Origin of the sequence: Streptomyces sp. NBC_00984, from assembly GCF_045162475.1 — a bacterium.
GTDB lineage: Bacteria > Actinomycetota > Actinomycetes > Streptomycetales > Streptomycetaceae > Streptomyces.
This window is the reverse complement of sequence record NZ_CP108734.1, coordinates 1,493,535-1,506,792: the sequence shown is the minus strand read 5'-3', so window position 1 is coordinate 1,506,792 and position 13,258 is coordinate 1,493,535. Positions and strand designations below refer to the sequence as shown.

At 70.9% G+C, this 13,258-nt stretch carries 11 protein-coding genes; 7 read left to right on the top strand and 4 right to left on the bottom strand.

What is annotated here, in order from left to right; genetic code table 11:
* Nucleotides 1-142: 142 nt before the first annotated feature.
* Nucleotides 143-1,942 (bottom strand): AMP-dependent synthetase/ligase, encoded by a 1,800-nt coding sequence (locus OG520_RS06405; protein ID WP_406012495.1) that lies wholly within the window; start codon nucleotides 1,940-1,942, stop codon nucleotides 143-145.
* Between the two features lie 333 nt (nucleotides 1,943-2,275).
* Nucleotides 2,276-3,178, bottom strand: coding sequence for a LysR substrate-binding domain-containing protein (locus OG520_RS06400; RefSeq protein WP_406012494.1), 903 nt, complete (start codon nucleotides 3,176-3,178; stop codon nucleotides 2,276-2,278).
* Between the two features lie 118 nt (nucleotides 3,179-3,296).
* Here OG520_RS06400 and OG520_RS06395 point away from each other — a divergent pair, with 118 nt between their 5' ends.
* Entirely contained in the window at nucleotides 3,297-4,325 is a 1,029-nt protein-coding gene (locus OG520_RS06395) for a bile acid:sodium symporter family protein (RefSeq protein WP_406012493.1), read from the top strand.
* A 52-nt stretch (nucleotides 4,326-4,377) separates the two neighbouring features.
* Here OG520_RS06395 and fdhD read toward each other — a convergent pair whose 3' ends face one another.
* A complete protein-coding gene (gene fdhD / locus OG520_RS06390; protein ID WP_399329799.1) occupies nucleotides 4,378-5,226 on the bottom strand; it encodes a formate dehydrogenase accessory sulfurtransferase FdhD in 849 nt (282 codons plus the stop codon).
* Nucleotides 5,227-5,490: 264 nt separating this feature from the next.
* Here fdhD and OG520_RS06385 point away from each other — a divergent pair, with 264 nt between their 5' ends.
* Complete coding sequence (locus OG520_RS06385) at nucleotides 5,491-6,441, top strand: beta-ketoacyl-ACP synthase III (protein ID WP_406012492.1); 951 nt, start codon at nucleotides 5,491-5,493, stop codon at nucleotides 6,439-6,441.
* Between the two features lie 67 nt (nucleotides 6,442-6,508).
* A complete protein-coding gene (locus OG520_RS06380; protein WP_406012491.1) occupies nucleotides 6,509-7,186 on the top strand; it encodes a GntR family transcriptional regulator in 678 nt (225 codons plus the stop codon).
* A 35-nt stretch (nucleotides 7,187-7,221) separates the two neighbouring features.
* Here the strand turns inward: OG520_RS06380 and OG520_RS06375 are convergent, their stop codons facing one another.
* Nucleotides 7,222-7,569 (bottom strand): DUF6083 domain-containing protein, encoded by a 348-nt coding sequence (locus OG520_RS06375; protein WP_399329796.1) that lies wholly within the window; start codon nucleotides 7,567-7,569, stop codon nucleotides 7,222-7,224.
* 181 nt (nucleotides 7,570-7,750) lie between these two features.
* Between OG520_RS06375 and OG520_RS06370 the strand changes: the two genes are divergently transcribed.
* From OG520_RS06370 to OG520_RS06355, 4 genes are all read left to right on the top strand, one after another.
* Complete coding sequence (locus tag OG520_RS06370; protein WP_406012490.1) at nucleotides 7,751-9,139, top strand: VWA domain-containing protein; 1,389 nt, start codon at nucleotides 7,751-7,753, stop codon at nucleotides 9,137-9,139.
* A gap of 192 nt (nucleotides 9,140-9,331) precedes the next feature.
* Nucleotides 9,332-10,513: an ROK family protein gene (locus OG520_RS06365; RefSeq protein WP_406016430.1), complete on the top strand. Its 1,182-nt coding sequence runs from the start codon at nucleotides 9,332-9,334 to the stop codon at nucleotides 10,511-10,513.
* A gap of 158 nt (nucleotides 10,514-10,671) precedes the next feature.
* Nucleotides 10,672-12,198 carry a sugar ABC transporter ATP-binding protein gene (locus OG520_RS06360; RefSeq protein ID WP_406012489.1) on the top strand — a complete coding sequence of 509 codons (1,527 nt, stop codon included), beginning with the start codon at nucleotides 10,672-10,674 and terminating at the stop codon, nucleotides 12,196-12,198.
* Nucleotides 12,195-13,244 (top strand): ABC transporter permease, encoded by a 1,050-nt coding sequence (locus tag OG520_RS06355; protein WP_406012488.1) that lies wholly within the window; start codon nucleotides 12,195-12,197, stop codon nucleotides 13,242-13,244. The genes OG520_RS06360 and OG520_RS06355 overlap by 4 nt, the downstream gene beginning before the upstream one ends.
* Nucleotides 13,245-13,258 lie beyond the last annotated feature (14 nt).

Here is a 13,258-nt window from a genome sequence, read left to right as displayed (position 1 = left end):
AGGCACTCCGGCGCCTTGCGATCGCACGCGCCGGACCCCGCGAGACCCGCCCTCCGGGCGGACGACGCCACTTCTCAAACACGCCCTAGCTTGTTTGAGAAGTAGCGTCGTGTGTGCTGTACCGCCGGGGCACCCCGGTGCCTCAGCGGTACAGCGCGTCGACCTCCGCCGCGTACGCCGTCTCGATCGCCCTGCGCTTCAGCTTCAGCGACGGGGTGAGCAGACCGTGCTCCTCGCTGAAGGGGTGCGCCAGGATCCGGAACGTCCGGATCGACTCCGCCTGCGAGACCGCCGTGTTGGCGGCCACCACCGCCCGCCGGACCTCCATCTCCAGGTCCGGATCGCGCACCAGCTCCTCCGGCTTCAGCGGCGTCCGCCCCTGCATCGCGAGCCAGTGGTCCACCGACTCCTGGTCGACCGTGACCAGGGCCGCGATGTACGGCCGGTCGTTGCCGACCACGATGCACTGCGCGACCAGCGGATGCGCCCGCACCCGCTCCTCCAGGCCCGCCGGCGCCACGCTCTTGCCGCCCGACGTCACCAGGATCTCCTTCTTCCGCCCGGTGATCGTCAGATATCCGGCCTCGTCGAGCGAGCCCAGATCCCCGGTGGCCAGCCAGCCCTCGCGCAGCACCGCCTCGGTGGCCTGCGGGGCGCCGAGATAGCCACCGAACACATTGCCGCCGTGCACCCACACCTCACCGTCCTCGGCGATGTGCACGGTCGTCCCCGGGATCGGCAGCCCGACCGTGCCGTACCTGGTGCGTTCCGGCGGGTTGGCCGTGGCAGCCGCGGTCGACTCCGTCAGCCCGTACCCCTCGTACACCGTGACGCCCGCGCCCTCGAAGAACAGCCCGAGCCGGCGCTCCATCCCCGAACCGCCCGACATGGCGTGCCGGATCCGGCCGCCCATCGCCTCGCGTACCTTCCTGTACACGACCTTGTCGAAGAACTGGTGCTGCATCCGCAGCCCGGCGGACGGCCCCGGACCGGTCCCGAACGCCCGCGCCTCCAGCGCCTCGGCGTACTTCACCGCGATGTCCACGGCCTTGTCGAACGGCCCGATCCGGCCCTCTGCCTCTGCCTTGCGCCGGGCGGCGTTGAAGACCTTCTCGAAGATGTACGGAACCGCCAGGATGAAGGTCGGCCGGAACGACACCAGGTCCGGCATCAGTGCCTTGGCCGACAGCTCCGGCTGGTGGCCCAGCTTCACCCGGCCGCGGATCGCGGCGACCTCGACCATCCGGCCGAAGACATGGGCCAGCGGCAGGAAGAGCAGGGTCGCCGCCTCGTCGCCCGGCCTGGAGCGGAAGACCGACTTCCAGCGGGCGACCATGGTGTCCGTCTCGAACATGAAATTGGCGTGCGTGAGCACACAGCCCTTGGGGCGTCCCGTGGTCCCCGAGGTGTAGATGACCGTGGCCACGGACTCGGGCGTCACCGCGCGGCGGTGGCGGTGCACCACCTCGTCCTCGACGTCCGCCCCCGCGTCGATCAGCTCGGTCACCGCACCGGCGTCCAGCTGCCAGAGCCGCTTGAGTCCCGGCAGCCGGTCGATCACCGAGGCGATCGTCATCGCATGGTCCTCGTGCTCGACCAGGACGGCGGACACCTCGGCGTCGTGCAGCATCCACAGCACCTGCTCGGCCGAGGACGTCGGATAGACGGGTACGGACTGGGCGCCGACCGTCCACAGCGCGAGGTCGAAGAGCGTCCACTCGTAGCGCGTACGCGACATCAGGGCCACCCGGTCGCCGAACCTGACGCCATGGGCGATCAGCCCCTTGGCGAGCGCCAGCACCTCGTCGCGGAAGACCGCAGCGGTGACATCCCGCCAGTTTCCGCTCGCGTCCTTGCGGCCGAGCGCGACCCGGTGCGGGTCCTCCTCGGCACGGTCGAACACGATGTCGGCCAGGCCGCCCACGAGGGGCGCGGCCGCCATGGGTGGGACAGTGAACTCGCGCAATGACCTGCTCCTTGTGGCGCTCCGCACAGCGCCGTGACGCTACCCCACCGGGCGGCGCGGCGGGAGGGCCCCGTACCGGTGGACAATGTGGCATATGCACTGGTCAGCCACCGAAATCCGGCCAGATGGGCAAGGCTCGGGCGTGGCTGGGAACGCGGGGTAACCGGCGGGCGCCGGAATCTCCACCGAATCTGTACGCCGCTGCCACTGCCGCTCCGGGGCATACGAGCGGATCCACCCGGATTCACTCGAATCGGACGGGCCGGAGGCGCAATCGCCGCCGCCCGTGCTTTCCGTACGCGCAGGCGGTCAGGCGCTGTCCCGGCCGTTGACCGAACCGATCGTGCCGACGCCGCGGATCAGCCGGTCGCCGCCCGCCAGGATCGCTGTCGCCAGCGCGTCCGCGGCCTCGTGCGCCCCGTCGCGACGGCGGCCGTGCGACAGGACGAAATCCACACCGCCCAGGTCCGGCAGACCCGCCCTGGCCGGCACCGGCGCCAGGCCCGGCGGGATCAATCCCCGGCTGTGGGCCATCACGCCCAGCCCCGCGTGGGCCGCCGCGATCAGCCCGCTCAGACTGGTGCTCGTGCAGGCGACCCGCCAGGACCGGCCGTGCTCCTCCAGGACCTCCAGGGCGCGGGCCCGGGTGATGCCCGGTGGCGGAAAGAGGATCAGCGGCACCGGACGGTCCGGGTCGATCCGCAACTGCGGCGCGCCGATCCAGGCCAGCGCGTCCTGCCAGACCAGCTCGCCGTGTGTGTCACCGGCGCGCCGCTTGGCGAGCACCAGATCGAGCCGGCCGGCCGCGAGGCGCTGATGCAGTGTCCCGGAGAGCTCCACCGTCAGCTCCAGCTCGACCTCCGGGTGGTCGCGGCGGAACGACTCCAGGATCTCCGGCAGCCGGGTCAGCACGAAGTCCTCGGAGACCCCGAACCGCAGCCGCCCGCGCAACCGGGTGCCGGTGAAGAAGGCCGCGGCCCGCTCATGGGCCGCGAGTATCGTCCGGGCGAAGCCGAGCATGGCCTCGCCGTCCACGGTGAGGTCGACCCGGTGCGTGTCCCGGGCGAACAACTGCCGCCCCGCCGCGTCCTCCAGGCGCCGCACATGCTGGCTCACCGTGGACTGCCGCACCCCCAGCCGACGGGCGGCCCGGGTGAAACTCAGCGTCTGGGCGACGGCGAGAAAGGTACGCAGCTGTGCGGGGTCGTACATGGCGCCAGGCTATCGCGGGCCGTGATGACAGTGAGAGCGGTGTACGGGATTCCCGATCGCGCCGATCGGGAGCAGCATGGAGCGGGCACGACCGGAACCAAGAGAACATGTGGAGCACATGAGCCGCCGTACCCCGAAGCTGCCGTCCTGGCTGCCGCTCGACCCGTACATCCTGACGCTGATCGGCACCGTCGTGCTCGCGGCGATACTGCCCGCGTCGGGGACCGCCGCGGATGTGGCGGGCGGTGCCTCCACCGGAGCGGTCGCCTTCCTCTTCTTCCTGTACGGTGCGCGGCTCTCCACCGCCGAGGCGCTGGACGGGCTCAGGCACTGGCGGCTCCACCTCACCGTGCTGATCTGCACCTTCGTGGCGTTCCCGCTGCTCGGGCTGGCCGGCAGGGGGCTGGTCCCGTACGTCCTGACGCCGCAGCTCTACAGCGGCTTCCTCTTCCTCTGCCTCGTCCCGTCGACCATCCAGTCGTCGATCGCCTTCACCTCGATCGCCCGCGGCAACGTGCCCGCGGCGATCTGCGCGGGCTCCTTCTCCTCGATCGCCGGGATCTTCCTCACTCCGCTGCTCGCCGCCGGCCTGCTCGGCAACAGCGGGGGCGGATTCTCCGCGGACGCGCTGCTGAAGATCGGGGTCCAGCTGCTGCTGCCGTTCGTCGCCGGGCAGTTGCTGCGCCGCTGGATCGGTGGCTTCATCGCCCGTCACAAGAAGGTCCTCGGCCATGTCGACCGCGGCTCGATCCTGCTCGTCGTCTACACGGCCTTCAGCGAGGGCATGGTCGCGGGCATCTGGCACCAGCTCACCCCGGCCCGGCTCGGGGCGCTGCTCGGCGCCGAAGTGCTGCTGCTCGCCCTGATGCTCGCGCTGACCTGGTACGGGGCGAAGCGGCTCGGCTTCGACCGCGAGGACCGGATCACCATCCAGTTCGCCGGTTCGAAGAAGAGCCTGGCCTCGGGGCTGCCCATGGCGAGCGTGTTGTTCGGGGCGCAGGCTTCCCTCGCCGTGCTGCCGCTGATGCTCTTCCACCAGATGCAGCTGATGGTGTGCGCCGTGATCGCCAAGCGCCGCTCGCGCGATGCGCAGGAGGAGAGTCCGGCGAGCGGTGCGGTGTCGCGGGAGCCCGCCGCGGTGGGCTGAGCGGGGACCGGCCGGCGCGGGGGCGCTCCTCGCCGGCCGGACGCGGGGCGCCTCAGTCCTGCCCGACCGTCGCCTCCAGGGCGATCCGGTGCTCGCCCGCGTACACGTTCATCGAAGGACCCCGCAGGAAGCCGACCAGGGTCAGTCCGGCCTCGGCCGCCAGATCGACGGCGAGGGACGAGGGTGCGGAGACCGCCGCGAGCATCGGGATCCCGGCCATCACCGCTTTCTGGGCCAGCTCGAACGAGGCCCGTCCCGACACCAGCAGAATGGCCCGGGACAGCGGCAGCCGGTGGTCGGTCAGGGCCCGGCCGACCAGTTTGTCGACCGCGTTGTGCCGGCCGACGTCCTCGCGGATGTCGAGCAGCTCGCCCGTCTCGGAGAACAGCGCCGCCGCGTGCAACCCCCCGGTCCGGTCGAAGACCCGCTGTGCGGCGCGCAGCCGGTCGGGGAGGGCGGCGAGCAGGGCGGGCCCGACCCGCAGCGGGGGAGCGTCGGCGACCGGGTGCCGGGTCGTGGTGCGTACCGCGTCGAGACTCGCCTTGCCGCACAGCCCGCAGGACGAGGTGGTGTACACATTGCGTTCGAGCGTGATGTCGGGGACCGGGACACCGGGCGCGAGCTTCACGTCCACCACGTTGTACGTGTTGACGCCGTCGGCGGTCGCTCCGGCGCAGTAGACGATCGACTGCACCTCGGAGCCGTCACCGATGACGCCCTCGCTCACCAGGAACCCCGCCGCCAGTGCGAAGTCGTCACCCGGCGTGCGCATTGTGATGGCGAGCGGCTTGCCGTTCAGCCGGATCTCCAGGGGCTCCTCGGCGACGAGCGTGTCCGGGCGGGTGGAGACGGCCCCGTCCCGGATGCGGATGGTGCGGCGACGCTCGGTGACCCGTCCCATAGCGGTTAAACCCGATTCTGTACGTGGGGGAAGCCGAACCGGCCTCCGGGGATCCCATTGTCCGGTACGGACCGGATCGGGCGAGGCGTGGAAAACCATGTCAAGTCGACAGAATATTGTCTACAGAATGCTTTCTGCGCGTCAATGCTGTGGTCAAGCCTCCAACACCCGGGCGCTATTCCTGTGGGAACACGTGCCCGTGTACCGGGCGGTAGCGACCAAGACTGGATGGTTCCTGCCATACGTAGCGAGGGGACCCCGTACATGACCGGCTCACGTGTCGTGGCGCTCGGCCACTATCAGCCCGCGAAAGTGCTCACCAACGACGATCTGGCGGCCATGGTCGATACCAGCGACGAGTGGATCACCAGTCGCGTCGGCATCAGGACCCGTCATGTCGGGGGGCCGGACGAGCCGGTGGACGAGATGGCCGCGCACGCGGGGGCCAAGGCGCTGGCCGCGGCGGGGCTCCAGCCGGCCGAGGTCGATCTGGTCCTGGTCGCCACCTCGACCGCGATCGACCGCTCGCCGAGCATGTCGGCGCGCGTCGCCGCCCGGCTCGGGATGGGTTCGCCCGCCGTGATGGACATCAACGTGGTCTGCTCCGGCTTCACCCACGCCCTCGCCACCGCCGACCACGCGATCCGGGCCGGCGCCGCCGAGCGCGTCCTGGTCATCGGCGCCGACAAGATGGCGGACATCGCCGACTGGACCGACCGCAGCACCTGCGTCCTGCTCGGCGACGGAGCCGGTGCGGCGGTCGTGGTGGCGGAACCGGACGGGGGTGACCGGCCCGGGATCGGTCCGGTCCTGTGGGGTTCGGTGCCGGAGATGGGGAACGCGGTACGGATCGAGGGGACGCCGCCGCGCTTCGCGCAGGAAGGGCAGTCCGTCTACCGCTGGGCCACCACGCAGTTGCCGCCCATCGCCCGCAAGGTGTGCGAGAAGGCCGGTGTGACGCCCGAGGAGCTCGGGGCGGTGGTGCTGCACCAGGCCAACCTGAGGATCATCGAGCCCGTGGCCAGGAAGATCGGCGCGGTCAACGCGGTCATCGCCAGGGACGTCGTGGACTCCGGCAATACGTCCGCGGCCTCGATCCCGATGGCTCTGTCCAAACTGGTGGAACGCGGCGAGGTCCACAGCGGTGCGCCGGTGCTGCTCTTCGGCTTCGGCGGGAATCTTTCGTACGCGGGTCAGGTGATCCGCTGCCCCTGAGGGGCCCTGCGCTCGGTAGACTGTAGACGATAGGCAATCGCTGCTCGTCGGCCGGAGGGGGACCGCGATGTTGTCCGCAGGACTGCCGCAAGGGGCTGTGCCGAGGCTGGAACGGCCCGGCCCGCTGCGCGAACGCGTGTATGAGGCGCTGCTCGAACTCATAACGACGCGTGCGCTCCGTCCCGGCCAGCACCTGGTCGAGAGCGAGCTGGCAGGCCTTCTCGGGGTGTCCCGTCAGCCGGTGCGCGAGGCGCTGCAGAGGCTGAACACCGAGGGCTGGGTCGATCTCCGGCCCGCCCAGGGCGCGTTTGTGCACGAGCCCACGGAGGAGGAGGCGGACCAGCTGCTCTCGGTCCGCACCGTTCTGGAGGCCGAGGCGGCACGTCTCGCCGCGGCCAACTCCGGCACCGTCGGCATCGCCGCGCTGGAGGAGCTCTGCACCAAGGGCGAGCAGGCCGTCGCCGACGACGACGTGGACCTGGCGGTCGCCACCAACGCGGCCTTCCACGCCAAGGTCATGCAGCTGGCGGGCAACGTCGTCCTCTCCGAGCTCGCCGGCCAGGTGGACCGCAGGGTCCGCTGGTACTACACCCCGGTGGCCCGCCGGCGCGGCATCCAGTCCTGGATCGAGCACCGCTCGCTCATCGCGGCGATCTCCTCGCGCGACGGACAGCGGGCCACGGAGATCATGCGGTCCCACACGGAACACACGCGCAAGACGTACCACCAGCGCGGGGAGAGCTAGGTTCTGTCGTCCGGATCAGGCCGGATCAGGCCGGATCAGGGCCGGCCCCGGCGGGGGCAGACGAGGTGGTGGCTGATCCTGCACCACTCCCCGGGGCCCGGTTCCCGGTCCTGCGCGTTCCACACCGTGCCGTCCCGGTCGAGGTGCCACCGCTGTCCGGGCGGCACGTCGTGTGCCAGGAGCGGCGCGGGCCCTTCGGGTTCGAGACGGACCCACCACCGGTAGTGGGTGGGGCGGATGTCGACGGCGAGCCCGCAGTCCGGGCAGTCGGGTGCGGGTTCCGGGCCGGGGACCGCCCCGTCCCGGAGGCCCTGTTCGTGATCGGTCGAGTGTTGGAGTTCGGTCCATTCCTCAGCGGTCCGCGGTGTTCCGGTAACCCCCATGGTCAAAGGGTGCGGACAGGGCGTGAGGCGCGGTAGGTCGCGATCCGGCCGTGCCCGGTGCGAGACAGCAGTGAGGCCGGACGGTGCGTGGAGTACGTGGGGCACCGCTCGTCGGCCCCGACCGAGGGGAGCCGCGGGGCCGTCGGCCCGGGGGTGCCGGACAGCGGGCAGACTTGCTGGTGTGACGATACTGAGCAAAGGTGCCAACGTGCCGGTCGCGGCTTCCGCGGTCAGGGCCGTACTTGACTGGTCGGCAGGGTCCGGAGTGCCCGATGTGGATGCTTCCGCACTGCTGCTGACCCGCGGCGGGCGGGTGCGGTCCGATGAGGACTTCGTCTTCTACAACCAGCCGCGGCACGCTTCGGGCGCGGTGAGTCACGTCGGCAAACGGCCCGGCAGCGACTCCCTGGACGTCCACCTGGGTGCGCTGGGGCCGGACGTCGAGCGCGTCGCGCTCTGTGCGTCCGCCGACGGCGGCACGTTCGGTCAGGTGCCGGGGCTGTGCCTGCGGTTGCTCGACTCGGCGTCCGGTGCCGAACTGGCACGCTTCGACATCGCCGCCGCGACGGAGACCGCGCTGGTCGGCGGCGAGCTCTACCGTCGCGACGGCGGCTGGAAGTTCCGTGCGGTCGGCCAGGGTTACGCCAGCGGGCTGGCGGGACTGGCGACCGACTTCGGGATCAGCGTCGACGAGGAACAGCCCGCGGCCGGGTCCGGATCCCGGCCCGTGACGGTTCCGAACCCTGCCCCGGCACCTTCGCCCGACGCCTCGCCGGTACACGCCGGAGGCGGATCCCGCCCCCGGCTCACCAAGGGCGAGGAGAACCTGCCCATGGAGATGCGCGAGCGCCTGTCGCTGCGCAAGCAGCAGGTCCTGGTCAGCCTGAGCAAACACGGCGTACCGGAGTTGCGCGCACGCGTCGTCCTCGTCCTCGACGCATCGGGTTCGATGGGCGGTCTCTACCGGCGGGGCACGGTGGCGGGTGTCACCGAGCGGATGGTGGCCGTCGCGGCGCAGCTCGACGACGACGGCGAGATGCAGGCGTGGACGTTCGCCAGCAATCCGGCCCGGCTGCCCGACCTCGCCGTGGGCGACCTGCCCGAGTGGCTCAGGCTGCACGTGCGCGTGGGGCAGACCTACGGCTTCGGGCGCCGGAAGCCGCCCAGGGGGCTGGTCCCCGGTCAGATCGACATGCGTGCGGTCGGTATCCAGAACGAGGAACAGAAGGTCATCGCCGAGGTGCGGGCCTTCGTGCGCGCTCACCCGGTGCCCGACCCGACGCTGGTCCTGTTCTTCTCGGACGGTGGTGTGCACCGCAACCAGGAGATCGAGCAGGAGTTGCGGGCCGCCGCCGAGGAGCCCGTGTTCTGGCAGTTCGTCGGACTCGGCAGTTCTCAATACGGTGTGCTGGAACGCTTCGACACCATGCCGGGCCGGCGGGTCGACAACGTCGGCTTCTTCGCTGTCGACGACATCGAGAGGATCTCCGACCAGGAGCTGTACGACAGGGTCCTGTCGGAGTTCCCGTCCTGGCTGCGGGCCGCCCGGCAGGCCGGAATCCTGCGCTGAACCGGCCGGCCCCCAGCGGCCGGCCCGTTGCGGCGCCCGGCAGGTGACGCGACCGACCGGCTTTGTCCTCGGTGTGGAGAAAGTTGTAGTGGATTCCTGCGCAACTTCTTCCCACTCCCGGCAACCGCTGCTACGTTCCCCTCGAAAGCCCGACGGACAGGCCGATGTGGCGGGGAGGGGCGCGTGAGACGTATGACGGCACGACCCGCGAATGCGCATCAGGCGCGACTGCTGCGGCTGTTGCGCGACGGCGGGCCCAACTCACGGGCACAGCTGGGGGATCAGGTCGATCTTTCCCGCTCCAAGCTCGCCGTCGAGGTCGACAGACTGCTGGAGACCGGGCTGGTCGTGGCCGACGGCCTCGCCGCATCCCGCGGCGGGCGCCGCTCGCACAACATCCGGCTCGCACCACAACTGCGGTTCCTCGGCGTCGACATCGGTGCCACATCCGTCGATGTGGCCGTCACCAACGCAGAGTTGGAGGTCCTGGGACACCTCAACCACCCGATGGACGTACGCGAAGGCCCCGTCGCCGTCTTCGAGCAGGTGCTGTCCATGGCGGCCAAGCTCCGGGCCTCGGGACTCGCCGAGGGTTTCGACGGTGCCGGCATCGGCGTACCCGGACCGGTCCGTTTCCCCGAAGGCGTACCGGTCGCACCGCCGATCATGCCCGGCTGGGACGGCTTCCCGGTCCGCGAGGCGCTCAGCCAGGAACTGGGCTGCCCCGTCATGGTCGACAACGATGTGAACCTGATGGCGATGGGGGAGCAGCACGCGGGCGTCGCACGCTCTGTGGGCGACTTCCTCTGTGTCAAGATCGGCACCGGAATCGGCTGCGGCATAGTCGTCGGCGGCGAGGTCCACCGCGGTACGACGGGCAGCGCCGGAGACATCGGCCATATCCAGGTGGAACCAGAGGGCCGCGCCTGCGCCTGCGGCAACCGGGGCTGCCTGGAGGCACACTTCAGCGGTGCCGCGCTCGCCCGCGACGCCGAGGACGCGGCGCGCACCGGACGGTCGGCGGAGCTCGCCGGCCGGCTGGAGGCCGCCGGGAAACTCACCGCCGCCGATGTGGCCGCCGCCGCGGCGGCCGGTGACGCCACCTCGCTCGACCTGATCCGCGAAGGCGGCAACCGGGTCGGCCAGGTCATCGCGGGACTCGTCAGCTTCTTCAATCCCGGCCTGGTGGTGATCGGCGGCGGTGTGACCGGCCTCGGCCACACGCTCCTCGCCAGTGTCCGGACCCAGGTCTACCGCCAGTCGCTGCCACTGGCCACCGGCAATCTGCCCATCGTGCTGGGCGAGTTGGGACCGGCCGCCGGAGTGATCGGCGCCGCCCGGCTCATCAGCAACCACCTCTTCTCACCGGCCTGACCTCGGACCGGCCGCACACGGGCGCACCCCGGAAACACCGGGAGCGCCGGAAACACCCGCACCACCGCACCTGGTACAGCCCTGCCCGCTCACCGGCCCTCCCCAAGCTCCACGCTGCGCTCGGGCAGGGGAGACCCCACTTGCCGAGGGGATTCGTCATGGCACCAGAACCGCCCCTGCTCACCATGTCCGGCATCACCAAGTCGTTCCCCGGAGTGCGCGCCCTCGACGGCGTGGACCTGGAGGTCCAGGCCGGCGAAGTCCACTGTCTCCTCGGGCAGAACGGCGCCGGCAAGTCCACCCTCATCAAGGTGCTCGCCGGGGCCCACCAGCCCGACGGCGGCCAGATCACCTGGCGCGGCGAACCGGCCGCGCTGAAGTCGCCCATCGCCGCCATGCGGCTGGGCATCGCCACGATCTACCAGGAACTCGACCTGGTCGAGGGCCTCTCGGTGGCCGAGAACATCTTCCTCGGCCACGAACCAACCACCGCCCGCTTCGTCGTCCGCACCCGCGAGGGCCGCACCTCCGCCGCGGCGCTGCTGAAGCGGCTCGGCCACCCGGAGATCGACCCGACCCGCCCGGTCGGCGACCTGTCCGCCGCCCAGCAGCAGATCGTCTCCATGGCACGGGCGCTCTCGCACGACGTACGGCTCATCGTCATGGACGAGCCGTCCGCCGCACTCGACCCGGACGAGGTCGACAACCTCTTCCGCATCGTCGCCGCACTCACCGCCGACGGCGTCGCCGTCGTCTACATCTCGCACCGCCTGGAGGAGATCCGCCGGATCGGCGACCGGGTGACCGTGCTCAAGGACGGCCGCGCCGTGGCCGTCGGGCTGCCCGCCGAGTCCACACCGACACGCGACATCGTTGCCATGATGACCGGCCGCAATGTCGAGTACGTCTTCCCGCCACGCACCACGGACCGTGCGGGAACGACCGCTGCGGAGCCCGTCCTGAAGATCGAAGGACTGGCCCGGAAGGGCGAATTCGCCCCGGTGGCCCTGGAGTTGAGGCCCGGGGAGATCGTGGGTCTGGCCGGACTCGTCGGATCGGGGCGCTCCGAGATCCTGGAGACCGTCTACGGCGCCCGCAGGCCGAGCGCCGGGCGGGTGACCGTGGCCGGCAAGCAGCTGCGGCCCGGCAGCGTCCGCGCGGCCGTCGCCGCCGGAATCGGCCTCGCCCCCGAGGAACGCAAGGCACAGGCCCTGCTGATGCTCGAATCCGTCACCCGCAATGTCTCCGTCTCCTCGATGTCCCGCTTCTCCAGGGCCGGCTGGATCGACCGCGGCGCCGAACGCCGGGCGGCCCGCGAAGCCACCCGCGAGCTCTCGCTGCGCCCCGACAACCCGGACACCCCCGTCCGCACGCTCTCCGGCGGCAACCAGCAGAAGGCGGTCCTGGCCCGCTGGCTGCTGCGCGGCTGCCGGGTCCTGCTGCTCGACGAACCGACCCGCGGTGTCGACGTCGGCGCCCGCGCCGAGCTGTACGCCGTGATCCGCCGGCTGGCCGACGAAGGCCTCGCCGTCCTGCTCGTCTCCAGCGAGGTGCCCGAAGTGCTGGGCCTCGCCGACCGGGTGCTGGTGCTCCGCGAGGGCCGCGTCGTGCACACGGCGGACGCCCGGGAGCTCGACGAGCACCGCGTACTCGACCTAGTGATGGAAGGGAGCCCTACGTCATGACGCAGTCCGTCTCCTCGGCGCAGCAGGGCGGGCCGGACAAGGGGGCCGACCCCGCCCCGGTCTCCGAGCCCCGGAAGAAGGACGGCCCCGCGCGCACCTCCGGCCCGCGCCTGGACGTCCGCAACCTCTCGCTCCTCGGCGTCCTCGCCGTACTGGTCGCCGTCGGCGGATTCACCGAGCCCGACGCCTTCCTGGACACCGGGAACCTTCAGCTGATCCTGACCCAGGCGTCCGTCATCGGTGTCGTCACCGTCGGGATGACCTTCGTCATCACCAGTGGCGGAATCGATCTCTCGGTCGGTGCGATGGTCGCGCTCGCCTCGGTCTGGGCGACCACGGTCGCCACCCAGGAGTACGGCTTCGCGGGGATCCTGTTCACCGCGGTGATCGTCGGACTCGCCGCCGGGCTGGTGAACGGGCTGCTCATCGCATACGGGCGGATGGTGCCGTTCATCGCGACACTGGCCATGCTCGCCTCGGCCCGCGGGCTCGCCCTCCAGATCACCGACGGCAAGACCCAGATCGTCACCGTCAAGTCGGTCCTCGACCTGGGCCTGCCCGACTCCTACGTCCTCGGCATCCCGCCCCTGGTCATGATGTTCGCGGCGGTCACTGTCATCGGCTGGCTGGTGCTGAACCGTACGACCTTCGGACGGCGCACGCTCGCGGTCGGCGGCAACGCGGAAGCGGCCAGGCTGGCCGGCATCGACGTACGGCGCCAGCGGCTCTGCCTCTATCTGCTCTCCGGGCTGTGCTGCGGCATCGCCGCCTTCATGCTGATCATCCTGTCCGGTTCGGGACAGAACACCAACGGCAATCTGTACGAGCTCGACGCCATCGCGGCCGCGATCATCGGTGGCACCCTGCTCAGCGGCGGGCGCGGCACCATCGTCGGCTCCGTACTCGGTGTCCTGGTCTTCACCACCATCACCAACATCTTCGCGCTCAACAATCTGCAGAGCGACGTCCAGCAGATCGCCAAGGGCGCGATCATCGTCGCCGCCGTCCTGGTCCAGCGCCGCACCTCGGCGCACGGGGAGACCTGACGCTCCGCATCCCT